Origin of the sequence: Paracoccus liaowanqingii (assembly GCF_004683865.2) — a bacterium.
In the GTDB taxonomy this organism is placed as follows: domain Bacteria; phylum Pseudomonadota; class Alphaproteobacteria; order Rhodobacterales; family Rhodobacteraceae; genus Paracoccus; species Paracoccus liaowanqingii.
The window spans coordinates 1,282,287-1,307,360 of sequence record NZ_CP038439.1; the positions used below are offsets into that span (position 1 = coordinate 1,282,287).

The 25,074-nt window shown below is 64.5% G+C and carries 24 protein-coding genes and 6 pseudogenes; 14 read left to right on the forward strand and 16 right to left on the reverse strand.

Annotated features, from left to right (window positions below):
* Positions 1-126: 126 nt before the first annotated feature.
* The 3 genes from E4191_RS06100 to E4191_RS06110 all read right to left on the reverse strand — a co-directional run bounded on the left by E4191_RS06100 (position 127) and on the right by E4191_RS06110 (position 2,810).
* Entirely contained in the window at positions 127-444 is a 318-nt protein-coding gene (locus tag E4191_RS06100) for a DnaJ family domain-containing protein (RefSeq protein WP_135312621.1), read from the reverse strand.
* A 77-nt stretch (positions 445-521) separates the two neighbouring features.
* Positions 522-1,588 (reverse strand): IS630 family transposase gene (locus E4191_RS06105; protein ID WP_135314346.1). Its coding sequence is split into 2 segments (ribosomal slippage): positions 522-1,102 and positions 1,102-1,588, totalling 1,068 coding nucleotides; the frame shifts between segments, so codons are not numbered across the junction.
* Between the two features lie 124 nt (positions 1,589-1,712).
* Positions 1,713-2,810 carry an NAD(P)H-dependent flavin oxidoreductase gene (locus tag E4191_RS06110; protein WP_135312622.1) on the reverse strand — a complete coding sequence of 366 codons (1,098 nt, stop codon included), beginning with the start codon at positions 2,808-2,810 and terminating at the stop codon, positions 1,713-1,715.
* Between the two features lie 239 nt (positions 2,811-3,049).
* Here E4191_RS06110 and E4191_RS06115 point away from each other — a divergent pair, with 239 nt between their 5' ends.
* The gene (locus E4191_RS06115; RefSeq protein WP_135312623.1) at positions 3,050-3,841 is read left to right on the forward strand and encodes an ion transporter; all 792 of its coding nucleotides are present in this window, start codon (positions 3,050-3,052) and stop codon (positions 3,839-3,841) included.
* A 202-nt stretch (positions 3,842-4,043) separates the two neighbouring features.
* Positions 4,044-4,607: pseudogene (gene gfa / locus E4191_RS06120) on the forward strand (S-(hydroxymethyl)glutathione synthase); the annotation flags it as partial.
* A 344-nt stretch (positions 4,608-4,951) separates the two neighbouring features.
* Here gfa and E4191_RS06125 read toward each other — a convergent pair.
* A complete protein-coding gene (locus E4191_RS06125) occupies positions 4,952-5,128 on the reverse strand; it encodes a CsbD family protein (RefSeq protein ID WP_135312625.1) in 177 nt (58 codons plus the stop codon).
* Between the two features lie 344 nt (positions 5,129-5,472).
* On the opposite strand from E4191_RS06125, the pseudogene E4191_RS24970 reads away from it, so the two are divergent.
* A pseudogene (locus tag E4191_RS24970) lies at positions 5,473-5,630 on the forward strand (IS30 family transposase); the annotation flags it as partial.
* Positions 5,631-5,648: 18 nt separating this feature from the next.
* Here the strand turns inward: E4191_RS24970 and E4191_RS06130 are convergent.
* A pseudogene (locus E4191_RS06130) lies at positions 5,649-6,614 on the reverse strand (IS481 family transposase); the annotation flags it as partial.
* A 360-nt stretch (positions 6,615-6,974) separates the two neighbouring features.
* Positions 6,975-7,622: a TetR/AcrR family transcriptional regulator gene (locus tag E4191_RS06135; protein WP_135312626.1), complete on the reverse strand. Its 648-nt coding sequence runs from the start codon at positions 7,620-7,622 to the stop codon at positions 6,975-6,977.
* A gap of 82 nt (positions 7,623-7,704) precedes the next feature.
* Between E4191_RS06135 and E4191_RS06140 the strand changes: the two genes are divergently transcribed.
* The gene (locus tag E4191_RS06140; RefSeq protein WP_135312627.1) at positions 7,705-8,781 is read left to right on the forward strand and encodes an aldo/keto reductase; all 1,077 of its coding nucleotides are present in this window, start codon (positions 7,705-7,707) and stop codon (positions 8,779-8,781) included.
* Between the two features lie 57 nt (positions 8,782-8,838).
* Here E4191_RS06140 and E4191_RS06145 read toward each other — a convergent pair whose 3' ends face one another.
* On the reverse strand, positions 8,839-9,360 hold the full coding sequence (locus tag E4191_RS06145; protein WP_228461599.1) for a winged helix-turn-helix transcriptional regulator: 522 nt from the start codon (positions 9,358-9,360) through the stop codon (positions 8,839-8,841).
* Here E4191_RS06145 and E4191_RS24815 point away from each other — a divergent pair.
* A pseudogene (locus E4191_RS24815) lies at positions 9,320-9,559 on the forward strand (DUF6640 family protein); the annotation flags it as partial. The gene E4191_RS06145 and the pseudogene E4191_RS24815 overlap by 41 nt on opposite strands.
* A gap of 193 nt (positions 9,560-9,752) precedes the next feature.
* Here the strand turns inward: E4191_RS24815 and E4191_RS06150 are convergent.
* Positions 9,753-10,907 (reverse strand): epoxide hydrolase family protein, encoded by a 1,155-nt coding sequence (locus tag E4191_RS06150; protein ID WP_176562643.1) that lies wholly within the window; start codon positions 10,905-10,907, stop codon positions 9,753-9,755.
* A gap of 455 nt (positions 10,908-11,362) precedes the next feature.
* Between E4191_RS06150 and E4191_RS06155 the strand changes: the two genes are divergently transcribed.
* Positions 11,363-11,713, forward strand: a complete 351-nt coding sequence (locus E4191_RS06155) for a LysR substrate-binding domain-containing protein (protein ID WP_176562644.1) — start codon at positions 11,363-11,365, stop codon at positions 11,711-11,713.
* Between the two features lie 374 nt (positions 11,714-12,087).
* Here the strand turns inward: E4191_RS06155 and rpiB are convergent, their stop codons facing one another.
* Genes rpiB through E4191_RS06180 form a run of 5 tightly spaced genes read right to left on the reverse strand, consistent with a single transcriptional unit; the run spans position 12,088 to position 16,096 of the window.
* Positions 12,088-12,534, reverse strand: a complete 447-nt coding sequence (gene rpiB / locus E4191_RS06160; RefSeq protein ID WP_135312629.1) for a ribose 5-phosphate isomerase B — start codon at positions 12,532-12,534, stop codon at positions 12,088-12,090.
* Between the two features lie 20 nt (positions 12,535-12,554).
* Positions 12,555-13,829, reverse strand: coding sequence for a TRAP transporter large permease (locus E4191_RS06165; protein WP_135312630.1), 1,275 nt, complete (start codon positions 13,827-13,829; stop codon positions 12,555-12,557).
* A complete protein-coding gene (locus tag E4191_RS06170) occupies positions 13,829-14,287 on the reverse strand; it encodes a TRAP transporter small permease (protein WP_135312631.1) in 459 nt (152 codons plus the stop codon). The genes E4191_RS06165 and E4191_RS06170 overlap by 1 nt, the downstream gene beginning before the upstream one ends.
* A gap of 49 nt (positions 14,288-14,336) precedes the next feature.
* On the reverse strand, positions 14,337-15,323 hold the full coding sequence (locus E4191_RS06175) for a TRAP transporter substrate-binding protein (protein WP_135312632.1): 987 nt from the start codon (positions 15,321-15,323) through the stop codon (positions 14,337-14,339).
* Between the two features lie 23 nt (positions 15,324-15,346).
* On the reverse strand, positions 15,347-16,096 hold the full coding sequence (locus tag E4191_RS06180; RefSeq protein WP_135312633.1) for a FadR/GntR family transcriptional regulator: 750 nt from the start codon (positions 16,094-16,096) through the stop codon (positions 15,347-15,349).
* Between the two features lie 604 nt (positions 16,097-16,700).
* Here E4191_RS06180 and E4191_RS06185 point away from each other — a divergent pair.
* Positions 16,701-17,495, forward strand: coding sequence for an SDR family oxidoreductase (locus E4191_RS06185; protein WP_135312634.1), 795 nt, complete (start codon positions 16,701-16,703; stop codon positions 17,493-17,495).
* 212 nt (positions 17,496-17,707) lie between these two features.
* Here the strand turns inward: E4191_RS06185 and E4191_RS06190 are convergent, their stop codons facing one another.
* Entirely contained in the window at positions 17,708-17,989 is a 282-nt protein-coding gene (locus E4191_RS06190) for an SH3 domain-containing protein (RefSeq protein WP_407947050.1), read from the reverse strand.
* Between the two features lie 287 nt (positions 17,990-18,276).
* Complete coding sequence (locus E4191_RS06195) at positions 18,277-19,629, reverse strand: S8 family serine peptidase (RefSeq protein ID WP_228461601.1); 1,353 nt, start codon at positions 19,627-19,629, stop codon at positions 18,277-18,279.
* 93 nt (positions 19,630-19,722) lie between these two features.
* Between E4191_RS06195 and E4191_RS06200 the strand changes: the two genes are divergently transcribed.
* From E4191_RS06200 to E4191_RS06215, 4 genes are all read left to right on the forward strand, one after another.
* The gene (locus E4191_RS06200; protein WP_135312635.1) at positions 19,723-20,214 is read left to right on the forward strand and encodes an RNA polymerase sigma factor; all 492 of its coding nucleotides are present in this window, start codon (positions 19,723-19,725) and stop codon (positions 20,212-20,214) included.
* 48 nt (positions 20,215-20,262) lie between these two features.
* Positions 20,263-20,958 (forward strand): anti-sigma factor family protein, encoded by a 696-nt coding sequence (locus E4191_RS06205; protein ID WP_135312636.1) that lies wholly within the window; start codon positions 20,263-20,265, stop codon positions 20,956-20,958.
* A gap of 214 nt (positions 20,959-21,172) precedes the next feature.
* Positions 21,173-21,910: a calcium-binding protein gene (locus tag E4191_RS06210; RefSeq protein WP_135312637.1), complete on the forward strand. Its 738-nt coding sequence runs from the start codon at positions 21,173-21,175 to the stop codon at positions 21,908-21,910.
* A 304-nt stretch (positions 21,911-22,214) separates the two neighbouring features.
* Positions 22,215-23,102 (forward strand): endonuclease/exonuclease/phosphatase family protein, encoded by an 888-nt coding sequence (locus tag E4191_RS06215; RefSeq protein WP_135312638.1) that lies wholly within the window; start codon positions 22,215-22,217, stop codon positions 23,100-23,102.
* Here E4191_RS06215 and E4191_RS06220 read toward each other — a convergent pair.
* A protein-coding gene (locus E4191_RS06220) for an IS630 family transposase (RefSeq protein WP_135314351.1) occupies positions 23,092-24,158 on the reverse strand; the annotation gives its coding sequence in 2 pieces (ribosomal slippage) (positions 23,092-23,672 and positions 23,672-24,158; 1,068 coding nt in all). The genes E4191_RS06215 and E4191_RS06220 overlap by 11 nt on opposite strands.
* Before the next feature lie 99 nt (positions 24,159-24,257).
* Between E4191_RS06220 and E4191_RS23680 the strand changes: the two genes are divergently transcribed.
* The 3 genes and pseudogenes from E4191_RS23680 to E4191_RS06230 all read left to right on the forward strand — a co-directional run.
* Positions 24,258-24,464 carry a hypothetical protein gene (locus E4191_RS23680; protein ID WP_135312639.1) on the forward strand — a complete coding sequence of 69 codons (207 nt, stop codon included), beginning with the start codon at positions 24,258-24,260 and terminating at the stop codon, positions 24,462-24,464.
* A 243-nt stretch (positions 24,465-24,707) separates the two neighbouring features.
* A pseudogene (locus tag E4191_RS06225) lies at positions 24,708-24,896 on the forward strand (IS5/IS1182 family transposase); the annotation flags it as partial.
* A pseudogene (locus tag E4191_RS06230) lies at positions 24,892-25,047 on the forward strand (IS5/IS1182 family transposase); the annotation flags it as partial. The pseudogenes E4191_RS06225 and E4191_RS06230, both read left to right, overlap by 5 nt.
* Positions 25,048-25,074: the final 27 nt, after the last annotated feature.

The following is a 25,074-nucleotide window of genomic DNA, read 5'->3' on the forward strand; positions in this document are numbered from 1 at the left end:
CGGCTACTTTTGAAACGCCGCAGAACGGCATCCATAGATGTCGATCGGCCGGCATGGGCCGAGCGCGCTGATTAGGATTGGATGCTCCCGCGATAAAAAACTATTGAGCTGGTTCGTGCCGATCTCTCAGCTGCCGTAGAAGCGTCGCCGCGCTTCCTGTTCGATGCTTAGGCGCAACTGGAGATCAGCCAGTTTGATCATCTCTCGCTTCCGAGCGTCCTCGCCCGTCGTCCCTCGCAAAACTCGCGACTGCTCGTCGACGGCTTTGCGCAACTGGATTTCACGGGGCACAACTCCTGCATCGGCCATGATGCGAAACCCGATGGCGTCAGCGCTTCCGTCCCCCAGGAGATTGAGCGGCTGTCCAGCGCCTTTCAGGTTATCAAACTGGCCTTCAGCTTGGGCTTTCAAAATTTGTCGCTCTGCAAAATCAGAAACTTTCATCTGCTTTCCCTTCTGGTTGGTAATGACACGTGGCGAGGCTCCGCATGTCTGCTTACTGCGGAATAATACCAACGGCCCTAAGCATTGACCGCTTTTGCGTATTCACGCGTAGCAATTGATCGGACGCGCTCGGGGTCGTTTGCGAAGGCGTTCCACGCGTTGCAGCATCGGTCGACGATGTCTGCGTAGGTGTCAAAGACGGTGATGGCGAGGCAGTTTGCGCGCAGATAGGCCCAGATGTTCTCAACCGGGTTCAGCTCGGGCGCATAGGGCGGAAGCGTCACGATGGTGATGTTGTCGGGGATGCGTAGAGCACTGGAGTTATGCCAGCCGGCGCCGTCCATGACGAGCACGGCATGGGCGCCCGGCGCGACGGTTTTTGCGATTTCAGCGAGATGAGCGTTCATGGCCGAGGTATCGGCACGTGGCATGACAAGTGCCGCGGTCGTGGCGCGCGATGGACAGACGGCGCCGAAGATATAGGCCCATTTGTAGCGGGTGTCGCGCGGCGCGCGAGGTCGGGTTCCGCACTCGGCCCAGGTCCGGGTGAGCGTCCCCTGCTGGCCCACTCTGGCTTCATCCTGAAACCACACCTCCAATGGCTTCCCGTGCGCCGTCTCCGGTAGGGCGGCCTTTACCGTCGCGGCAAAGTTTTTTTAAATGCCTCCTGTGCCAACGGGTCGGATTTGGGGTGCTGTGGGCGCACCGACAGACGGCGAAAGCCAAGGGCCGCCAGCTGTTTGCCGACCGTCCGCTCGTGCATGGCCACGCCGAAGCGATCTTCGATCTTGCGCTTGAGATCGACGCAGCGCCAGCGGACCACCCCATCGGCCTCAAGGTCAGGCCCTTCGCGGACCATCCGGGCAAGTTCCGCTTTCTGCTCAGAGTTCAGGAGTGGCGACGGGCCTGCCGAATACCGGTTCGACAGACCGGCGATCCCCTCGGCGTTGTAGCGATGAACCCAATCGCGCAGGGTCTGCCGATCCATGCCGCAGGCCTCCGCCGCCGTCTTGCGATCCGCGCCCTCCAGAACAAAAGCGATCGCCAAAATCCGCCGCACCGCTTTTGCATCCTTTGTGCGCGCCGCCGCCGCCCGAAGCTCGCTTGTCGACATATCCGTTCGAGTGATCTCAATCGCCATCAGAACCTCCATCTCTTGATGGCAATGATTCAGATTTTCAGGGCGAAGGGAATCCCGCGAGTCAGAGCTCAGGGCTGTTGGTATAAGTTATCCTTGTCTTATAGTTCTACCTTTCGTCACCGGCAGATCATTCATCGGTTTTGTTGCCGTTGATTACTTCAGAAGCTGCATGGCCCATCATCTCGCCCGTCAATGCCGTCACGAGTTCTGCCGCCGGAAGGGTGCGCGCACGCGAGGCCTGTGCGCCGGCCCATTGCGCGCCGTAAGCCGTGGCGCCCGTGGTCTTGGCGGCAGTGTCCAAGGCCTTGGTTAGGTCGTAGGCGCAAGGGTAGGCTGGTATCGTAGCGAGTTCGACGTCCTCCACCCACTGAGTAAGGGCATTGCTGAGACAGCGGGCAGGGCGCCCGGATATTGCCTGCGTCATGACCGTATCGCCACCAAGGGCAAGCCTTTCGCGGTAGCCTGCATCCGCCGCGCTCTCCGGGCAGCCGATGAAGGCAGTTCCCAGCTGGGCCGCGGCAGCGCCTTCGTCCAGCATGCGGCAGATGTCACGCCCATCCATGATCCCACCGGCCGCAATAATCGGCAGCGTCACCTCCTTCAAAAGGGCACGGAGCAGGTCGCGTGTCGAAAGTCGTGCATCCGGCCGACCCAGATCGAAAAGGCCGCGATGGCCTCCAGCCTCCCACCCTTGTGCAACGACGGCATGTAGGCCGGCCGCCTCGATGGCGCGGGCCTCAGTCGGCGATGTCGCGCTGCCGATCAGAACAAGCCCCGCGGCGAGCAGAACTGCGATCTGGTCAGGACGAGGCAAGCCCAGATGGAAGCTTACGACGCGGGGGCGCATCTCCAGAACAAGGTCGAGATAGGCGTCGGTGTCGCGGAAGCTGGTGTAGATATCGCGGAGCTGTGGTGGCGGCGCTACTTGGAACCGCGCAAAGAGCGGCGCCGCTCGCGCAATCCAGGCCGCCTCGATTGCGGGGTTGCGTATTGGTCTCTCGTGGCAGAAAAAGTTCACGTTGAAAGGCGCCACTGTCCGCCGCTGCAGGTCTTCGATAGCCTGCCGAGCAGCCTGCGGGCTTGAGGCGCAGAGACCCAGTGCACCCAAGGCTCCCGCGTCCGAGACTGCCGCTGCCATCGAGGGCGTGGCTACTCCTGCCATAGGTGCCTGCAGGATCGGAAACCTGATCTGAAGAAGATCTAGAAGTTCGGTCGTGGTGGTCATCGGCAAGTCCTCCCATTGCAGAGTGCGGCAGGGAATAGGGGCAGATCAAGGCGGCACGACGATTTCGCCAAAGCGAGGATTTAGACCGAACATCGTGGTTTCATTCCGCCCGGGGCGGCTCGTCTGCGAATATTCGGATAGGTTCTTCGGACCCTTCGCGTTTTGACAAGCTAGGGCAACATGGACCTGATTGGCCCAGCAGGAATTGATGTGGGACTTCTCAAAAAAGGAAGATGCCCATGGAAGAGGTCCCCGAGCCACATCTTGACCCGTCAGATGATGAACAGGAACGCTGGCATGTGCTGACGCAGCTAGAGGAATGGTTGGAACGGCCAATGCTTGTCCTGTCGTTCATCTGGCTCAGCCTCGTCACGATCGAGTTGATTTGGACGACCTCGGGCGTGTTCGAGATGCTGGGCACGATCATTTGGATTGTCTTTATCCTTGAGTTCCTACTTCGCTTTACACTCGCACCGCGCAAGATCCCTTTTTTGCGGCGGAATCCCATTACGATTATTGCGCTTGCCGCACCCGCGTTCCGTTTCCTGCGCGTGTTGCGCCTGCTGCGCCTGACTCGCGGACTGCGCCTCGTTCGGATCGTTGGCACTGCCAACCGTGGCCTCGGCGCCTTGCGCAAAAGTTTCGACCGGAGAGGTCTGGGCTATGTGCTGACTACCACTGCCCTGGTTATTCTATTGGGCGCGGGCGGGATGCTGGCGTTCGAGCCTGCCAGTGATGTTCAAGGGGGCTTCACCAGCTATCCCGATGCCCTGTGGTGGACCGCGATGCTGGTTTCCACAATGGGGTCGGCCTTCTGGCCGCTGACGGCGGAAGGCAGGGTTCTCGCGCTACTCCTGACAACCTACGGGCTGGCAGTCTTTGGCTACATCACCGCCAGCTTCGCGACTTTTTTTATCGGACAAGAGGCCGCAGCACCCGATGGCGATGTTGGCGGATCCCAGGAGATTGCAGCCCTTCGGGAAGACATCGCAGCCCTGCGCATAGAGCTGCAACGTGCAGAGAAAGGATGAAGGCATCACTCGCTGGAATATCGGTCCGCGCTGGCGCGTGATCCGGCGAGCACATACAGCATACATCTGAATGCCTTCGAGCCACTGATCAGTTTGCGCATCCCCGAAACAACTATTACGCGGATCTGCCACTTTCTTCCCGCTTGCTGCTACTTCCCGTTAAAGCAACGTTGAGGTAAATTGGTCATCAGAGGAGAGGGCCATGTCAAACACACAAAGCGTGCTTATTCATCCTGCGGTCGACAATGGAATAAAACGAGGCGATCCGAGTTTTTCCGGAGGGGTTCTGGCGTGCCACTGCACCAGCAATCCTGTGAAGCTACGTGTCGGCGCACAAACCGCGCATAATCATGTTTGCGGCTGCACTAAATGCTGGAAACCCGATGGGGCAATCTTCAGTCAGGTTGCCGTCGTTTCGCGAGATGCCGTCGAGGTGGTTGAACAGGAAGCCAAGCTGGAGGTCGTGAACGCTCAAGCGGCCATTCAGCGTCACCGATGCCGGGAATGCGGTGTGCATATGTATGGGCGTATAGAAAACCCGGACCACCCGTTTTACGGGCTCGATTTCGTGCATACCGAATTGTCAAAAGAAACGGGATGGTCCGAGCCGGAGTTTGCAGCTTTTGTCAGCTCAATCATCGAGTCCGGGGTCGATCCCTCTCGCATGGACGGGATCCGTGGCCGTCTGCGGGAATTGCGGCTTCATCCTTATGACACGCTGTCACCACCCCTAATGGATGCGATAGCGACCCATGCCGCCAAGCAACTGGCGACACCTGCATCTGCCAAGACAACCCCAACCGCGCCAGCGGCGGCGCAACGGCAGTCAGCACCAATGCGGCCTGCTCAAGATGGCGGATCGATACTAGCTCGGTTGCTGAACAAGCTTTTCGGCGGCAGGCAGCGGTAGGGTTGTCGTGGTTCCAATTAGCGACGAGACGGGCATTGTCGGTCTCGTCGTCATTTTCGAACTTGGAGAGTGGAGAACCATCGAGATAAGTCAATTCGTCACCCACGCGAGTAACAGCATTAAGGGGTTCAAGCGCGGCCGGATCGCACCGGCCGCCTTGTGCAAAGCCCGGCAAATCGAGAACCGGCCCAGTAATGGGACTACTTGTCGCCGCGAAACGCGTCCTTGAAGTTGCCGACGCCCTCTTGGACTTTACCTTCAGCCTGATCGGCTTTTCCGCTGCGCTCGGTCTGCTTGTCTCCGGTCGCCTTGCCGAACGTCTCCTTGGCAGTGCCGGCCAAATCCTTGGTCTTCCCTTTAATCCGATCTTTGTCCATGACGTTTCTCCTCTCCGTTGGTTGATAGGAGAAACGTGCACGTGGTCCGAAGGTTCCGGACGCGTCTACCTGTGACCGGTCGAGACCTTCAAGTTCGCGTTCCAGCCAGCCGAGGAGGGCACCTATTGCATCAGAAGGGCAGCGCTGCGTCCTTAATGTGCCCGATACCGCGCTTTGACTGACGTATAGCCAAAAACCTATTGAACGATACCACAGTCGAACGCCAAAATTTGCTATACATTTTGCAATACGTTTTGCACGGCAAGAAAATACGAAATCATTAAAAATCAAATGCTTACACGATAAGTTCTGGCGATACGAAGGACTTCGTCTCCGCCATTTGGCTTCTGCGCCGATACTTCCCGTTGCGCATCGACATGTCGACCCACAGCCAAGCCAAACTCGGCGCCATGGCACGACAGCTGAATGTGCGGCCAAGAAAAGCGCGCAGTATCGGACCCCTGCAGAAAAGTTCGGACAGTGTGGCGCGACTATCCGTTGACTCCGCAAAGACCAAGCTGTCACATCCCGCGTGATTATAGGGCCGCTTCCTGAACAGGTCCGGCCGTTGTTTCTGCCAGTCCTTGAGCGCGTCGATTGGCGTTCGGCCCTTCAGCACTGATTGCGGAAGCTGACCGTTGTAGAGCCGGACGTAGCGCAGGATGGTCTGTTCGAGATCCTCGCCGCTGCGGAAGCGGTGGCTCTGCAGGACGTCCTCGATCCGGCCGTTGAAGCGTTCGACCATGCCGTTGGTCTGCGGGTGCAGGGGCGGGGCCAGGCGGTGCTCGATGCCGAGGTCGGCGCAGAGGCGGTCGAAATCGTGGTTGCCGGTAGGGCCCCGGCGGCGAAGTCCGAACAGGCGATCGGTGAACTCCTTGCCGTTATCTGTAAGCACCTTGGTGATCCTCATCGGCGCGGCGCGTTCCAGATCGCGCAGAAACCGGCGGGCGTTGGCCGCCGTCTTCGCCGGGTAGATGCGCACGAAGACCCACCGCGTGGCGCGGTCGATGGCGACGAACAGATACCGGCGGCGGCTCTCGTCGGCCATCTGCGGCAGATATTTCACGTCGACATGCACATAGCCCGGCTCGTAAGCCTTGAAGGCCCCGTGCGCAGGTCGTGGCAAGGCAGGCTTCAAAGCGCGCAGATTGCCCACGCCATGCCGGCGCAGGCAGCGGTCCAGTCCGGAACGCGAGACATGAGGGTTCAGGAACTCCCGCACCACCGACAGCAGATCATCCAGCGGCAACAGCAGCGACTTGCGCAGGGACACTGCCACAGCTTCCTGTGCCGGCGTGAGCGTCGACTGAAGCCTGTGCGGCGTGTGGGATCGGTCATGGACGCTGTCTCGGCTCCGCCACTTCCAGACGGTCTGCATGGAGATGCCGTAGCGCTCCGCCACCATCCAGGCCGGTTCCGTGCTTGCCTGGATCGCGGCTCGTATCTTCGGTGTCGTCGCTGCCTGTTTGTGAAGAGAGATCAGCATCCTCGCCTCCCGTCCCGAAACTCGCCCAAGATCGATCTTGCCACGAAAAATGCGGTCCGGCGAGGGTCTATGTGATCATCCGGGATGGGACACCAAGCTTCCATTCACTGCTTCTGCAGTCTTGCCGTAAAGGTCAGCTAGAAGACCGCTTCAGCGGGCGGAAAGCCGACCGACGGCGGTGCGGCAAAGCCTTTGCGGCAACAGGTTGAAGTATTAGTTTTCCCTGCCATATCATTGCTGGCCTGGGATGGATGCAGGGGACGGAAACTGGTCTTCACGACCCGGCGCGGCAGATGTAAGAACCTGAACCATCCGCCGTTCTGGACGCCATCGATCCGCTACCTCGGGACTGCAGCGTGCCTATCCTCCGGACGACGGTCCCTGCCTTCGGCCATCACAGGTTTCCCAGCATTGCAGGGCCGCCTCGGCGACGGCCAGCAAGGCAGTCCGGTCCCCGCCGTCGCGAGCAAGGACCGACATGCCTTGCAGCACCGCGACGACCAGGTCAGCCAGAACGCCGGGAGCAAGCCTCGGGATCGGCAAGCCCCGGTCCGTGTCCGCGGAGATGCGGCGCAGGATGATCTCGCGGACTGCCCGGCGTTCGGCGGCAATGGCGGCGCGCACCTCGGCCGCGTCCTCCGATCCCGTCGCGGCAGCACTTGCCAAGAGGCATCCCGGAGGTGTCGATGCGCCGGTGTAAAGGACCGCCGCCTTGGACAGCATCTCCTCCACGGCGTCCTTCGCCGTCGGTGCCTGCATCATCCGCTGCTCCAGCAGCGCCGGATCACCCACGTAGCGCCGCATCGCTTCCAGGAACAACCGCTGCTTGCTGCCGAAGGCTGCATACAGGCTGGGCGCCGTCACCCCCATGGCGGCTGTCAGATCCGCCACGGACGTCGTCTCGTACCCGCTGGACCAGAAGACGAGCATCGCCTTTTCCAGCACCGCCTCGCGGTCGAATGACAGTGGGCGTCCGGGTTTGCGGAAGGGGGTCTGATCCGTTTTCATAGTGATCGATAGTAAAATCATTGACAGGACTGCGCAAGGCAGGCATCAGAAACATATCGATTGTTATGAAACCAGAGGCATCATGTCACTCACCCATTTTCGCGCGCTCGGCCGGTCCGGTCTGGTCATCAGCCCCCTGTGCCTCGGCACGATGACCTTCGGCCCCGGCGATTGGGGGGTGGACGAGGCTGGATCACGGCAGATCTTCGATGCCTACCGTGACGCGGGCGGCAACTTCGTCGATACGGCTGACATCTATTCCGGCGGTGTCAGCGAAGAACTCGTCGGCAAGTTCATGGCCGATACCGGCTCGCGGGACGAGATCGTGCTGGCGACCAAGTTCGGCTTCAACGGGTCGCGCAGCCCTCTGGCGGCCGATCAGGACCGCGCAGGCAATCCGCATGCGGGCGGCGCCGGGTCCAAGAACATCCGCCGCGCGCTGGACGCCTCGCTGAGGCGGCTGCGGACGGACTACATCGACCTCTACTGGATGCATATCTGGGACGGTGTGACGCCGATCGACGAGATCTTGCAGACGCTTGGCGATCTGGTGCGTGCGGGCAAGATCCGCCACTACGCCTTCTCCGACATGCCCGCCTGGGTGGCGATGAAGGCCGCGACCATCGCCGCCGAGCGCCGGGTGCCGGGACCGATCGCGATGCAGGTCGAATACTCGCTGGTCGCCCGCGACATCGAGGCCGAGCATGTTCCGGCGGCCCGGGAGGGGGGCATGGGCATCATGCCGTGGAGCCCGCTTGCCGGTGGATTTCTGACCGGCAAATATGACCGCGACACGCCCCGGGAAGGGGGCCGTCTGAGCGGCGCGAACCCCTTTGGCGACAGCAAGTTCACGGATCGGAACTGGGAGATCCTGGCGGTGCTGCGAACGGTGGCGCACGAGCAGGGCTGCACGCCTGCGCAGGCAGCATTGGCTTGGGTCATGGGGCGGCGGAATGTGACCTCGACCCTGATCGGCGCGCGCACGGTGTCGCAGTTGCAGGGCAACCTTGCGGCTGCCGACATCCGGCTGACCGACGACCAGCGGGACCGGCTTGACCGGATCAGCGCGCCGACGCCCGGGTTTTCGGCCAGCCTGACGGGCCCGATGATCCGCCGCATGGTCTTCGGCGGGCACGACGTGACGGGATGGGCCGATTGAGCGTCACACCGGTCCTGGACCAGGCGCTGCGGCACTCCCGCAGGCCTGGCGTGGTCCCTATCCTGCCTTGATCAACTGCCGTGCAGGCGGATTGGCCAGGTCATAGGACAGCCGCGCGGCGCGGATACCGCCCCGGTTGTTCACCGCCCAGAGCGCAAGGTCGCGGACCACCAGCAGCAGGTTGCGGCCCATTGGGGTCAGGTCGTAGCTGACCCGGGGCGGCAGGTCATCGGTGGCGTGACGGGTCACCATTCCGTCCCGCACCAGGGCCTTTAGCGTCGCAGCCAGCATCTTGGCCGAGATCGCGTCGATCAGACGCTTCAGTTCGTTGAAATGCATCGGCTTGTCGGCCAGCGCCACGATGACGAGGACAGTCCACTTGTCGCCGACACGCGACAGGATATCCCCGACCTCGGCACAGTCGCCTTCGACCATCAGGGCGACATAGCTCGGTTTCAAAAAGGTAACTCCTTGCAGGATGGCATGATTCGCGGCCCATGTGGTCACCAACGGTAACCGCTCGACGAGCGATGAAACCATGCCTCTTGCAAGCAGTCTTCTGTTTTCCTTCGTCGCCATCGCGACCGCCCTGGGCGCGTATCTGGCCGACTACAGCGATACGCATCTGTTGAACCCGGCCTGGTCCGGTCATGCCAAGTATCATGCCGCGCACACGATGGCGCTTTCGGCCCTGCTGGGCGGGCTGACGCTGTTCTTTTCGTGGCGACCGGGCGGCGATGCGCTGACCAACCTGCTGGCCGCGGCCGGATTTGCCGGTGTCTACTGGGCCACCCAGGCCGGTGCGATCCATTACCCGAACACCCTGTATTTCGACCCCGAATTCGATCTGCCGAAGAACTCATCCTCGGCCTGCCCGCGCAGGCGATGTTCCAGATCGTGTTCCTGTCCCCGACCTGCATCGGCGTCATCCTGGGTCTGCGGACGATCCTGGCGACCGGTGTCAGGACGGCCTAGACGCGGCGCAGGGGCCGGAAGAACGCCCGAATGTCGTCCACCAGCAGATCCGGCTGTTCCACCGCCGCAAAGTGACCGCCGCGCGGCATCGGGGTCCAGCGCTGCACGTCGAACACCCGCTCGACCCAGGACCGGGGCGGGGTCGGCAACTCGTGCGGAAACAGCGCCACGCCGAGCGGCGGGGTGATCCGCTCGCCGGGCGCGAATGTCAGGGGGTGCGCCCGGTTCTGCCGATACAGGTCGAGCGACGCGTTTATGTTGCCGCTGAACCAGTAGATCGCGATGTTGCGGATCAGATCGTCCATCGGGATCGCCGTCTCGACATCGCCGTCGCAATCGCTCCACCCGTGAAACTTCTCGGCCATCCAGGCCGCGAGGGCGACCGGAGAGTCGCTGAGGCCGAAGGCCAGCGTCTGGGGCTTGGTGGACTGCAGGGCCGCATAGGCGCCTTCCTGTGCCGACCATGCCGCGGCCCGGTCGAGAAATCCCTGCTCTTCTGCCGTGAGCTTCTGGTTGTCCTCCAACAGGGGCCGAAAGCTGCCGGGGATATAGTTCAGGTGGATGCCGATGACCGTCTTCGGGTAAAGCTGCGCCAGCCACGTGCTGACACCGGCCCCGATATCACCGCCCTGCGCCGCGAACCGATCATAGCCAAGTTCCGCCATCAACGCGCGCCACAATTTGGCGATGGCCTGCGTGTTCATCCCTTCGGCCAGCGGGGCGGATGAGAAGCCATAGCCCGGCAGCGAGGGCACGACCACGTCGAACGCATCCGCCGGATCGCCCCCATGTGCGGCCGGATCGGTCAGCAGCGGAATGACCTGTTCCATCTCCATGAACGACCCCGGCCAACCATGGGTCAGGATCAGGGGAAGGGGATCAGGGCCCACCCCTTTCCGATGGACGAAGTGGATGTCCACACCTTCCAACCGTGCCATGAACTGCGGCAGCCGGTTCATCCCAACTTCGGCCTGCCGCCAGTCGAACCCCGTTCGCCAGCGATCAACCAGCCGCTGCAGGAAGGCCACGCTGGTGCCGGAGGCCCAACTTTGATCGTCCTGCGCCGCAGACCAGCGCACCCGGTCCAGCCGCATGTGAAGATCGGCGATCGCGGCATCGGGCACGGCGATCTGGAAAGGCGTGATGACCATAGGACTGTTCCTTGTGCCGATGGCCTTGCGCCAGCGCTTCTGGCCACCTCTATAGGCGGCGGACCCAACCGCATCTTGCGGCAGGAACGACCCTGTCTGCCATGTCAAATCTCGATCGTGCGTCGGACGCGACCCGCAATGAGCAGGAAAAGGCCCGAAGTGGAGGAGGCCTCTCTGTGAGGTATAAAGCAAATGCGGCATTTCTTCCGTGGTGCCCTTTGCTATGGGCGAAAAAGACCGACCGGCCGGACCAGAATAGCGGCAGCATCACCGCCATGACAGGAGCAGTTCACGCTCCTTAGAGGGCATTTCACCCGTCCTCGGGATCCAGCACACGCGGTTTGTACCTGCCAATCAACCATCGCGCCTGCCGAGCAGTTCGCACGCCGCAAAGTCTATGCCGGTTCGCCGCCTATCGAAGCTGGAGCGTCGGCAACCCCGACCTGCTGGGATGGGTGGCGATCGATCCGGCCCATGCCAAGCACGCGGCGGTCCAGTGGCTGCATGCGCAGGGCCATGACATCAGCGTGCTGGCGAACTCGATCGCCACGGTTCACGACCTGGTCAGGGCCGGAGCGGGGATCGGCGTCATGCCCTGCATGATCGGGGATTGCGATCCATCGCTGGCACGCGTCGGCCCGGTCATCGACGAGTTGACCGAGCAGCAGTATCTGGTGATGCATGATGACGACCGCCACAGGCCCCCCATCCGCCGGCTGATCGAGCGATTGACGAAGATCTATCAGGACAACGGGCCCTTGCTGGCCGGAGAAAGGCCCATGCGGGGAGATGCCGCGTCGTCATGATCGCCGGTCCCAGAAGCGCCGGCCCCGGACCGTCGTGCCGGGGCTTCGTCACAGTCATTGCTGGATGCGCTTCACGCACCCGCCGATCCCGTTCCGGATTGCCGGCGCTTTCGGCATCAGGTCTGGAAACCAGCTGCCGGGCGCGTCGCACGGCCTGTCGGCAGCGGCGGAATCCGTCACCAGCGGATAAGCTCAGGGGGCGAGTGCCACGGTCAACTGAGCGGCTCCACCCCGTCTGGCGTGTGCCTGGAAATAGGTATCTGGCGACTGACCCGGGGGCCTTTCACCGAACCAAAACGGAATCCTGCCACATGCAACCAGGTCGCGCCCGTGCCCGTCCCTGCCTGTCATCGGCAAGGACGGGTTCGCCGGCTTCAGCGGTCGGCGTCCATCCTGTGCAACTTCTCGACCCGGCGGCGGAAGTCCTCGTCGGTCGAGAACTCCGCCTTCAGGTAGGAGTCGATCAGGTCCAGCGCCAGCCAGGGTCCGACGATCTGGGCGCCGATGCACATGACGTTGACGTCGTCATGCTCGACGCATTGATGGGCCGAATGGATGTCGTGGCAGACTGCCGCGCGGATCCCTCTGACCTTGTTGGCGGCGATGGACGCCCCCACGCCGGTGCCGCAGACCAGCAGGCCGCGCTCGGCCCGGCCTTCGGCGACGGCACCGGTGACCAGCTGGGCGATGTCGGGAAAATCGACCGGTCGGTCATCGTGCGAGCCGACATCCTCGACCTCGTGGCCCAGCTTGCGGATATGCTCCACGACCGTGGCCTTGAGCGGAAAGCCCGCGTGATCGGATCCGATGACAATGCGCATGTCTTTACCTTTCAGATGTTTCAACGAAGAAGACCGGGCAGCCACAGCACCAGGTCGGCAGAGAAGGTGATGATCGCCAGCGTCACCAGCAGCGGCACATAGAAGGGCAGCAAGGCCCTCAGCAGCTGGCGCAGGGTGATCTTGGCGATGTCGCAGACCAGGAACAGCGACAGGCCCATCGGCGGGGTCAGCAGGCCCAGCATCAGGTTGAAGATCACGATGATCCCCAGATGCACGGGATCGACCCCGGCTAGGACCAGCGGCGGCGCGATGACCGGCACGACCAGCAGCGTGGCGGTGGTGCTGTCCAGGAACATGCCCGCGATGAAGAAGATCAGGTTGGCGATGATCAGCAGCGTGACGGGGCTGTCGGCGAACTGCAGGATCCAGCGGGCGAAGTCCTGCGGGATCTGCTCGACCGCCAGGATCCACCCGAACAGCGAGGCGACGGCAACGATGATCAGGATCGCGCTGGTGCTGCGGACGGTCATCAGCATGGCGTTCCACAGATGCGGAAACGTCAGTTCGCGATAGAAGAGGCTGCTGATCAGCAGGACATAGGCCACGGTGACGGCTGCGGCCTCGGTCGGGGTGAACAGGCCCAGAAGCATGCCCGCGATCATCAGCACGGGCGCGAACAGCGCCGGCAGGGCGGGCAGAAGGTCCGCCCCGATCTCGCGCAGGGTGGGGGCCCGGTCGGCCCGGGGCATCTTGTGGACGTTGGCCAGGACCGCGGCGGTGATCATCAGAAGCACGATGCAGATCAGGGCGGGCACGATCCCCGCCAGAAGCAGCTGCACGATCGAGACGCTGGTGACCGAGCCATAGACGATCAGCGGGATGCTGGGCGGAAAGATCGGCCCCACCACGGCCGAGGCCGCCGTGACGGCCCCGGCAAAGGGGGCCGAGAAGCCGCGCTTGCGCATCGCCTCGATCTCGATCCGGCCCAGACCGCCGACATCGGCCAGCGCCGCGCCGGACATCCCCGAGAAGATCAGGCTGGAAAAGATGTTGACCTGCGCCAGCCCGCCCGGCAGCCGACCGACCAGCGTGTCGGCAAAGCGGAAGATGCGGTCGGTGACGCCCGCCAGGTTCATCAGGTTGCCCACGAAGATGAAGATCGGCACGGCCACCAGGGGGAAGCTGTCCAGCGCATAGGTCACGCGCTGCGTCAGAAGGCCAAGCGGCAGCCCCTCGACCAGGACATAGCCGATGGCCGGAATGAGGATCGCATAGACGACCGGAAAGCCGAAGACGAACAGCACCAGGAACAGCGCGATCAGGGCAAGTCCCATCAGAGCGCCACCGAGCCGTGGCCGGTGTCGCGTCGGCGCAGCTGAACCAGATGGACCAGAAATGCACCCGCGAACCCGAACGTCGTGGCACCCATGAAGATCCAGAACGGGATCTTCAGCGTCGGCGTGGCGCCGCGCATGTTGCCCATGATGTTCTGGAACGCGACCCAGCCCAGAAAGCCGCAGGTGGCGAGCCCCGCGGCCAGGATCACGAAGCGCAGCGCCCGTCCCGCGCGTGCGGGCAGCGCGTCCAGCAGTTCGGACATGACGATGTTCTCGTGGCTGGCGGCGACCAGCGGATAGGCGATGAAGACGGTGCAGATCAGCAGGAAGCGGGTCAGCTCCTCGGCGCCCACGATGGCCGAGCCCAGGACCTCGCGGGCGATGATCTGGATGAACGGCACCGCGACCAGCGCGGCCAGCAGCAGCACCGAGACGATTTCCAGTGGTTTGCGCATCGTGGTTCCCCTTGGGTGGCGGTCGACCCGCGGGCCGACCGGCTGTCCTTCACTCGATGGCCATGATCTGTTCGATGAAGGGCTGATAGCTGGGGAAATCGCCGTTGATCTGCGCCAGCACGCGCTCGCGGAAGGCGTCGATGTCCAGCCCGTCTTCCTCGGTGATGACGGTCATGCCCCTGTCGGTCAGCTCGGCCACCAGTTCGGCCTCGGACTCCTGCGCCCAGACCAGCGACTCTTCGGCCTTGGCGTCCAGCACCTCGGTGATCTGCGCCTGCGTCTCCTCGGACAGATCCTGCCAGACGCTCTCGTTGATGAAGACGGCCAGCACGGATTGCATGTGCCCGGTCATCGCGACATGGCTCTGCACCTCGTGCAGGCTGTTCGAGGTGATCATCGTCAGCGGGTTTTCCTGGCCCACGACCAGGCCGGTCATCAGCGCGGTCGGCAGCTCGGCCACCTCGACCGGGGTGGGGGTGGCGCCAAAGCCCGTCACCATCGACACCCACAGGTCCAGCGGCACGGCACGGAACGGCTTGCCGGCCAGATCGTCGGGCGACTTCACCTCGAAGTTGGACGAGATGTGGCGCGCGCCGCGATAGATGCGCCCGATGATCCGCACGCCACCCTGTTCGACCAGCTGCTCGTTGATCTGCTGCAGAGCAGGCGAGGTCGCCGGATCCGTCGCGGCCAGCGCATGCGCCCCGTCGCGATAGATGAAGGGCGCGTTGAACACCGACACGTCCGGAACCATCTGCGCCAGCGAGGCGAAGTCGTGATGCCCCATCTGGATCGAGCCCATCTGCACGCCGCCCACCATCTCGGACACGCCGCCCAGCTGGCTGGCGGGGAAGACCTGCACGGTCACGGCACCGTCGGTCGCCGCGGCGATCTCGGCGGCGGCCTCCTCGGCATAGCGGGTCTGGATGTCCCCCTCGGCGCCCACATGGGCATAGCGCAGGTCCTGCGCGATGGCGGGCATGGCGGTCAGCGCGATGGTTGCGGCGGCCAGCAGCCGTCCGGTCTTGATGAACATGGTTGTCCCCTCCCTGGGATGGTTCAGTTGGTCAGTGTCGCGGCGGTGCCCCTGTAGGTCTCGATGAGGCTGCGCCGCCGCAGTTCGTCGCCGATGGCGAAATGCTCGCGCAGGCGCCGGTCGGCCTGATCGGGGTCCCTGGCCACGATCGACAGGAACACCTCGCGATGGGCATCGACCAGGATCCGGACGATCTCCGGGTTCCGGTAGGTCGTGACCCGGCGCTGGACATGGCTGCGCTGCAGCAGCTCGGCCATCGCGCCATACAGGGTCGTCAGCGCCCGGCTGTGGCTGGCGGCGACGATCGACTGGTGGAACATGAAGTCCGCCCGCCCTCCGGCCTCGGGGTCCTTGAGCGTGTCGATCAGCGTGCCCAGCCATTGCCCGATCCGGCCCAGGTCGGAATCGTTGGCCCGTTCGCAGGCCAGCCGGATCGCTTGGCATTCGATCGCCATGCGGGCCTGCATGACGTCTTCCAGGATGTCCTGTTCCTGCGACAGGCAGAAGGTGAAGAAATCCGACAGGACACGGATGTCTGCCTTGGCGATATAGGTCCCGCTGCCCTGCCGGACATTGAGAAAGCCCAGCATCACCAGCGACTTCATGACCTCGCGCAGCAGCGGCCGCCCGACGTCGAGATGCAGGGCCAGCTCGCGTTCCGGCATCACCCGGTCGCCGACCTTCAGGTCACCCTTCAGGATGCGCTCCTTGAAATAGGACACGACCCGGTCCGACCCGGTCTGCCGCATCTCGCTTTCAAGGATTTCAACCATCGCAGCCCCTCCAGGATGACCTCAAGGTTCCTACCATTGGCCGCGTGTGGTCAACGGTGAGGTTCATGGAGGAAGGGAACTTTGCGTGGGCAGAGCGTAAAATGGGTAAAACTGATGAGTAAAATAAAATTATATCAATAACTTATTTGGCACTTGCTCCGTGAGGATTTTCGCCTGATTGGTAAGACCAATGGTCAGGATCTGCCCGCGTGGGTCCACCTTGTGGGTCGGGCAGGCCCACCCGGGACCAGAGAATCTTGCCGCGGAGAGAGGCTCTCCACCCGCACAAGCCTCGCTAAACACCATCACCTGACCATACGTTATGCGACCGGCAGGGGCTTCCTGCACCGAGTGCTCCTCGCAGCAGCTTGCGGTCGTGAGAGCTGAGGGGCACACCCGCGATGACACATGCACCGTCGTGACACATGCTCCGTCGTCGCGACATTGACCTCTGCCAGCCTCATGTCCTATCCCGTCCCCACCCGAAGAGGAGTGCCGCGATGGATCGACGTCACCGGTCATCCGGCTTCCCGCTTTAGGGCGGGCCCGCGCGTCGGGCGCAAGACGCCCCGCATGTATCGAACGCTGACCTGAGGGAGCGTCCATGACCAGACTGCAGACCAAGATCGCCCTCGTGACCGGAGGGGCCCGGGGCATCGGCGCCGCCATCGCCACGGCCTTCCGGGAAGAGGGCGCCGCGGTGATCCTGACCGACATCGACGCGCAGACCGGCCAGCGAACGGCCGACGGGATCGGCGCCACCTTCGCCCGGCTCGACGTGGCCTCCGAAGCCAATTGGGAGGCGGTGGCGCGGCGGTTCCCCAGTCTCGACGTCCTGGTGAACAACGCGGGCATCACCGGGTTCGAGGGACCGTTCGACGGGCCGCCGCCCGCGCATGATCCGGAAAACGCCTCCCTCGGCGACTGGCGCGCCGTTCATGCGGTGAACACGGACGGCACGTTCCTTGGCTGCCGTCATGCGATCCGCGCCATGCGGGCGAAGGGTGCGGGAAGCATCATCAACATCTCGTCGCGCTCGGGGCTGGTCGGCATCCCGATGGCCGCGGCCTATGCCGCATCGAAGGCCGCGATCCGCAACCATACCAAGTCCGTGGCCCTCTATTGCGCGGGGCAGGGCCTGGCGATCCGCTGCAACTCGATCCATCCGGCGGCGATCATGACCCCGATGTGGGAGCCGATGCTGGGCAACGGGCCGGATCGGGCCGCGCGCGAGGCCGCCATGGTCGCCGACACGCCGATGCGGCGGTTCGGCAGGGCCGAGGAGGTCGCCGCCCTGGCCGTCATGCTCGCATCCGACGAGGCGGCCTACATGACCGGCGCGGAACTGACGATCGACGGCGGGATTCTGGCCGGATCGGCTGCGACACCGGGAGGATGATGTGATCGGGAGAGGCGCCTGCAGGCATCCTCCCCTTCCGCAGCTGCATCGCAGCTTCGACCGTGGCGACGGAAGGACTCATGTCGACGGGCGTCCAGCATCGCTGCCACCGTGCGGCAAGGGGCGCCGCGCGAGGCATGACGACCGGTCCGGGGACGTGGGGCCGCCGCAGGTGATCATGCCTGACGGGCGACCACAGGGTGATGTGGCTGTCAGCGATGCGCCAGATATTCGGCTGACACGTAGCCCGATACACTCGGCCTGTCGGCCAGCAGGACCCGGCACCAGACCCTGCCGTCATTCGTCACGCAATTCTGGCGGATGAGGCGCGTTCCGTCCGGCAGGCCGATGATGATGCCGTGATCGAAGCCGGGGCCTTCGCGAAGCTTCAGAAGATCGTCGGGCCCGGCGCCCCTGACCACGGCACCCGATCCGACCGCGCATCCGCCGGCGATCATGAGAGCGAGAAGAGCAGCGATATGAGTGCGCATCATCCAACCTTGCATCGTTTTGCCGTTCCTACGGCACCATGACGATAGATGACAGCAGGTAGGTGCCAAAAGCCAATAGGGGACTGGCGAGAAATGCCGTCGCAGGTCCGTTCAGCCTCACGGAACGACGATCCTGCTCAGGATCCAATGCTTGCCTGTTGGACTGGCGGTCGCCATGCGATGTTCCTCGGGCGTCTCGTTTCTTCCAGAGCTGTGCCGCCGCCGTTCCCGACCATGACGTGCAACCCCCCGCTTCGGCCCGGCCAGGTATGCCCAAGCTCGGTTCCCGGTCAGTTCCGTGCCGAACCCCCCGGCACAGCGGCAGGAAGATCCTGCGCCGGCGCGGTCGGACAGGCAGGCGGCGCGGTCAGCAGCCCTGCGCCGAAGATCGGATCGCGTCCCGGCGCGCCCAGATCGTCGGCGCTGCCGGTGATCCGTGCCATCAGGTCGGCCGAGGACAGCCCCGGCTCGGCCTGCAGCCAGAGCGCGGCCGCGGCCGTCGCGAAGGGGGCGGCATACGACGTCCCGGTCTTGGTCCGCGCGCCCCGGATCGAGGCCGCGGTCCAGACCTCGACCCCCGGCGCCGACAGGTCGATATGCGCGCCGCGACCGGCCCGGCGATAGACCTGCTTGCGCCGGTCGACCGCCGTGACCGCCAGCACGCTGTCATAGGCGGCGGGATAGGCCGGGGCCGCGCGGGGCCCCAGATTGCCCGCCGCCGCGACGACCAGAATGTCCTGCAGGGCAAGCGCCTCGATCTGGCGGGCCAGCTCGTCGTTCGGCGGGCCGGCCAGGGACAGGTTGATCAGCCGCAGGTCCTGGGCGCCCAGCCAGTCCAGGGCCGCGATCAGGGTTAAGGCATCGCTGCGCTGATCCTCTCCGGCCCGGACAAAGGCATCGACGGCGACCAGCTCGGCCCCGGGCACCAGTCCGGGGCTGCGGCTGCCGGGCGCACCGACCAGCAGGGCGGCGACGGCCGTCCCGTGCAGCGCGTCCGAGGGCGCCGCCGACGTCGTTGCGGGATCCAGGCTGTGCAGCTGCAGTCGCGCACCCGCGAAGGTCTCGTGCCCGGCATTCACGCCGGTGTCGACCATGCCGATCCGGGGAAGATCCCCGCAGCCGGAGGGTGCCTGCCAGCCGATGACCTGCCGCGCCAGGCAGAGGCCGCCGGGGCACGAGTCCGCGACGGGCACGGCGGCCTCTTCGGTGCGATAGTAATGGTTGAAGTCCGCGCGTGCCGCCGTGGCGCGGGCGCGCACGACATCCCGGGCGTCCTCCAGCGACAGGCGCGCGGGCTTGCGCAGCCGCTGCAGACTGCCGCCCTGCGCCAGATCGCGCCGGTCGATCTGTTCGAACCCCTCGCTCAGAAGCTGGGCCAGATCGGCCTGGGACAGGCCACGCACGATGATCTCGTCCGGGGCGCGCTGCGGAAGGGGCGCAGGGGCCGCCTGGCGGGGCTCTGCGCGCGCAGGGCGATCGTCGTCATCATCTTCATCGTCGTCGTCATCGTCGTCGTCGCGGTCATCGTCATCGTCATCGTCAGCCAGGGCCTGCGACAGGATCGTCAGGCCATCGGGTGACATCCTGGGCTGAAGGGTCGTCAGCAGTGACGTCAGCAGCATCAGCAGGACAAATCTGGACATCGGGCGCCTCCGTACTTTCAGCTCTCTGGACAATGACGGGCGAAGCTTCCAGATATTCCGCGAAAGAATGCGGCAACGGCAAGGCGGATCGTCATGGATGCAGCCTTCGGGGACGCTCTGGTCCGGCTTCTTCCCAATCTGCGCCGCTATGCCCTGTCCCTGGCGCGGCGGCCCGACCTGGCCGAGGATCTGGTCCAGATCACCGTCGAACGCGCCATCGCGCATGCCGGCACCCGCGATCCCGCGCAGCGGCTGGAACCGTGGCTGTTCCGCATCCTGCGCAACGCCTTCATCGACATGACCCGCCGCCAGCGCAGCGAGGGCACGCGGGTGGATGTCACCGAGAACCCCGACATCCTGTCCACGGACGGCACGGCCGTGACCGAGGCCCGCCTGATGCTGCAGGCCACGCAGGCCGCCATGGGCCGGCTGCCCGCCGATCAGGCCGAGATCCTGACGCTGGTCTGCATCGAGGGGCTCAGCTATGCCGAGGCGGCCGAGGTGCTGGGCCTGCCCAAGGGCACCATCATGAGCCGCCTGTCGCGGGCACGGCTGGCCCTGGCCGAGGCATTGGGAATAAAATGACGCCGGGCGCGTAGCCTCTCCGGATCGCGGTGACAAGGAACCTGTGACGTGAGCATCGACGACATCACCCTGATGGCCCTGGCCGACGGCGAGTTGGACGCCGCCGAGGCGCGGGCGCTGCAGGCACGCATCGCCGCCGACCCGCAGGCGCAGGCGCGACTGGCTCAGTTCCGCCTGACCCGCGCGCACCTGGCAGCGCTGGCGGAGGACGCCTCCGCGCATCCGGGCGATGCGGACCTGACCGCGCGCATCCGTGCCGCCGGCATCGCGGCGCACCCGCCCTCGGGCAGGCCGATCCCGCGCCCCGCCGCGAACCGCAACCGCGCGCCTTGGGCCGCGCTGGCCGCGGGCTTGGCGGTCCTGGGGATTGCGATCGGATGGTGGCTGCCCGGGGGCAATTCCGGCTCGGACGGGCTGCAGGAGGTGCTGGCCCGGGTGCCCGCAGGCGAAGGCGCCATGCTGGAGGACGGCACCGACGTCACGGTGATCGCCAGCTTCCGCACCGGGACGGGCCAGCTCTGCCGCGAGATCGAGACGGCAGGGGATGGCCGTGCCCGGCTGGCCATCCTGTGCCGCGACGACGCATCGGAAGCGTTCGAGGAACGCTTCGCGCTCGATCTGACGACCGCCGAAGGGTATCAGCCGGCCTCGGGCGAACTGGAGGGGCTTGACGCCTTTCTGGCCGGCATCGGCGCCGGCGATCCCCTGTCCCCCGCCGACGAGGCCGAGGCCCTCGCCCCCTGATCCCGCCATTGCGGCGCGATCGTCCTGCCCCCCGCCCGGATGCTGCTGTCACCGACACGAAAAAAAGCGCGGGCCTTGGGAATAATCCCTCAGGTCGCGCGTCATCGGGGGGACAGGCAAGCCGGCGGCGCCCCTGTCGAGGCCTGCAGGGATCGGCGTCGACCTGCAGTGATGACGGCAGGACGCATCACATATCCATCGAGGAGACCTCATCATGGCACGACTTTTCGGCAATGACGACGACAACCGGCTGAACGGCACACGTGTCGCGGACCTCATCTACGGGCGCTCGGGCGACGACCGCATCCAGGGCTTTTCGGGCAACGACACGCTGAACGGCGGCGAGGGCAACGACCTGATCTGGGCGGGGCTGGGCAACAACCTGGTCGATGGCGGCGAGGGCAATGACCGCATCTGGGCCGGCCGCGGCAGCGATCGCATCCAGGCGGGCGAGGGCAACGACACCGTCTCGGCGGGCGACGGCAACAACCGCATCTTCGGCGGCGAAGGCGACGATCTTCTGAAGGCCGGCAACGGCCGCGACACCATCTCGGGCGGGGACGGAAACGACCGGATCGGCTCGGGCGGCGGCAACGACATCCTGTCCGGCGGCGAGGGCGACGACAGGATGGTGGCCGGGGCCGGCAATGACCGCCTGATTGCCGGCGAGGGCAACGACACGCTGAACGGCGGCTCCGGCAACGACCTGATGACCGGCGGCGAGGGGGCGGACCGCTTCGTCTTCACCGGCGGGCGGGACCGGATCACCGATTTCGAGAACGGCGACGACGAGATCGACCTGTCCGCCTTCGCGCGCATCTCGGGCTTCGGCGCGATCCGCGACGCGGCCAGCCAGCAGGGCACGGATGTGGTCATCACCCTGGGCGCCAGCCGTCTGGTCATCGACGATGTCCGGCTGTCCCAGATGAGCGCCGACGACTTCATCTGGTGAGGCAATAGGCTGCTTGCGGGGCCGGCCACCTGCAGACCGGCCTCGCGCATGGCCGCCGGCGGCGCGCTCCCTTCGGACCTTTCAGGCAGGACCGCGCAACGATGGCCCCATTGAGGGAGGACGGCGCGCATCTGGTCCTGAACACTCTGGCGGGACGCGCGCAACTTCCTTCCTGGCAGGAATGCGGTCGGGAGGTGCCGGAGCAGGAACCTTGTCCGCTCCAGGTTTATGGCAGCTGCAAAGCCACATAAGGTCCCTATCGCGGAGGCGACGCCTGCGCAGGAACGCGTGAAGGGGCAGCACCATGGGCACGAGAGCCGACCGCATTCGCAAGGCGGCTGCCGTCATCACGCTGACGGCTCTGTCCACGGTCGCGACTGCCTCACTTCTGCCCTTGGCCAGGACGAACGCGTGGTGGGTCCGCTTCCTGGATTTCCCGCGATGGCAGTTCAGCGTCGCCCTGATCGGTCTGCTGCTTGTTTTCCTGCTGCTGGCCCGACGGACCGGCTGGATCCAGCGGGCGGTCATCCTCGGCGCGATGGCGGGCCTGGGCCATCACGGTTACAAGCTTCTGCCCTATTCGGGGCTGGCCGAACCTGCCGCGTCCCTCGAACCCGACTGCGCGGGAGGTCAGTCGCTGCGCATCATGAGCGCCAACGTCAAGCGCCGCAACGAAACCACGGCGCCGTTTCTGGCGCAGGTCGCCGCCGTGGATCCCGACCTGCTTCTGGTGATGGAGACAGACGCGTGGTGGGACGGGCAGTTGACGACATTGGCCGCCAAGTATCCCCATCGGGTCCAGAACATTCCCGAGGATGACGCCTTCTACGGCATGCATTTCCTGTCCAAGCACAGGCTAATCTCGCCCGAGTTCAGGTTTCTGTTCGATGCTGACACGCCAACCTTGGTGACCCAGATCCAGCTGCCGGACGACCGGATCATCGACATCGTCGGACTGCATCCGCGTCCGCCACTGCCGTGGTCTCAGCCCACCACCATGCGGGACGCGCATCTTCTGGCCGCCGCTCTGGTTGCGCGCCGGTCGGAAACGGCAACCATCCTGACCGGGGATTTCAACGCCGTCCCGTGGGAGCGCGTGACCCGCCGCGCCATCCGCCTCGGCGGTCTGGTCGACCCCCGCGTCGGGCGCGGCCTTCATCCGACCTATGATACCAACGGCCCTAAGCACTGACCCCTTTTGCGTATTCACGCGTGGCAATCGATCGGACGCGCTCGGGGTCGTTTGCGAAGGCGTTCCATGCGCTGCAGCATCGGTCGACAATGTCTGCGTAGGTGTCAAAGACGGTGATGGCGAGGCAGTTTGCGCGCAGATAGGCCCAGATGTTCTCAACCGGATTCAGCTCTGGCGCATAGGGCGGAAGCGTCACGATGGTGATGTTGTCGGGGATGCGCAGAGCGCTGGAGTTATGCCAGCCGGCGCCGTCCATCACGAGCACGGCATGGGCGCCCGACGCGACGGTTTTCGCGATTTCAGCGAGATGAGCGTTCATGGCCGAGGTATCGGCACGTGGCATGACAAGTGCCGCGGTCGTGGCGCGCGATGGACAGACGGCGCCGAAGATATAGGCCCATTTGTAGCGGGTGTCGCGCGGCGCACGAGGCCGGGTTCCGCACTCGGCCCAGGTCCGGGTGAGCGTCCCCTGTTGACCTACGCGTGCTTCATCCTGAAACCACACCTCCAATGGCTTCCCGTGCGCCGTCTCCGGCAGGGCGGCCTTTACCGTAGCGGCAAAGTTTTTTTAAATGCCTCCTGTGCCAACGGGTCGGATTTGGGGTGCTGTGGGCGCACTGAAAGGCGGCGGAAGCCAAGGGCTGCCAGCTGCTTGCCGACCGTCCGCTCGTGCATGACCACGCCGAAGCGATCTTCGATCTTGCGCTTGAGATCGACGCAGCGCCAGCGGACCACCCCATCGGCCTCAAGGTCAGGCCCTTCACGGACCATCCGGGCAAGTTCCGCTTTCTGCTCAGAGTTCAGGAGCGGCGTCGGGCCTGCCCAATACCGGTTCGACAGACCGGTGATCCCCTCGGCGTTGTAGCGATGAACCCAATCGCGCAGGGTCTGCCGGTCCATGCCGCAGGCCTCCGCCGCCGTCTTGCGATCCGCGCCCTCCAGAACAAGAGCGATCGCCAAAATCCGCCGCACCGCTTTTGCATCCTTTGTGCGCGCCGCCGCCGCCCGAAGCTCACTTGTCGACATATCCGTTCGAGTGATCTCAATCGCCATCAGAACCTCCATCTCTTGATGGCAATGATTCAGATTTTCAGGTCGAAGGGAATCCCGTGAGTCAGAGCTTAGGGCTGTTGGTATGACACGGACAGCCGTCTGATGTCCTGGCCCCTGGATCACATCCTGTTCGAGCCCCGGTTCGCGCTGCAGGAGTTTCGGGTCTTGCCGGACTTCGGATCCGACCACCGCGCCGTGACGGCCACCTTGTGCCATCGCCCCGGCGAAAGACGGCCCGCGCCCGGGATACACCCGGATAATCTTGCCGAAACCGAAGCCTCGTTGCGCGCAGCGGCATCCCTGGACTGAACGCCCTCTGTCGTGGTCATCACCGTCGCGCGGTCATCGGTGCTCTGGTGATGCGGAGGCCGTTGAGGTGGACGCCTGCGATTGAAGACTGACACCGACGCTGCAGTCTCGTCGCCGGGAGAGGTCGGATGGCTTTGGACAGACCCCCCACATCCGGCGCGAGGCTTCTTATGCCTGGCATTGGCTCTGCTGCAAATCTTGTGATGGATTCATCTCGTGAGTCCGGTGTGGTCGCTGGACTGCATGAGCAGACCCATCCCCCGCCGACAAGACTAGGAACTGGCCGGCTTCTAACAAAGCGCTCAAGCGCCGTGGCTTGCTGACGATCGGTTCGATCCCGCCCTGACCTGGGAGGCCACGCCGCCCGGCAAACGTGGTCGCCAGCCCGACGACAGCGATGCTGCCATGCACACCTGCCTTACGATGAAGGTGCCGCATCGAAACAAAGATGAACTGTGTCGAACTGCTGGGCCAGCGACGGGCCGCGAGGGACTTTGACCGTCAGGTCGCAGCGTTCCAGATCAGGGTTGCCGTGCTGACCGGTTTCACCGCGCCTGGCATACCCGTCACCGAAGCCGTGGGGATGAGCCCGTTCGGGGAAAGGGGAGAT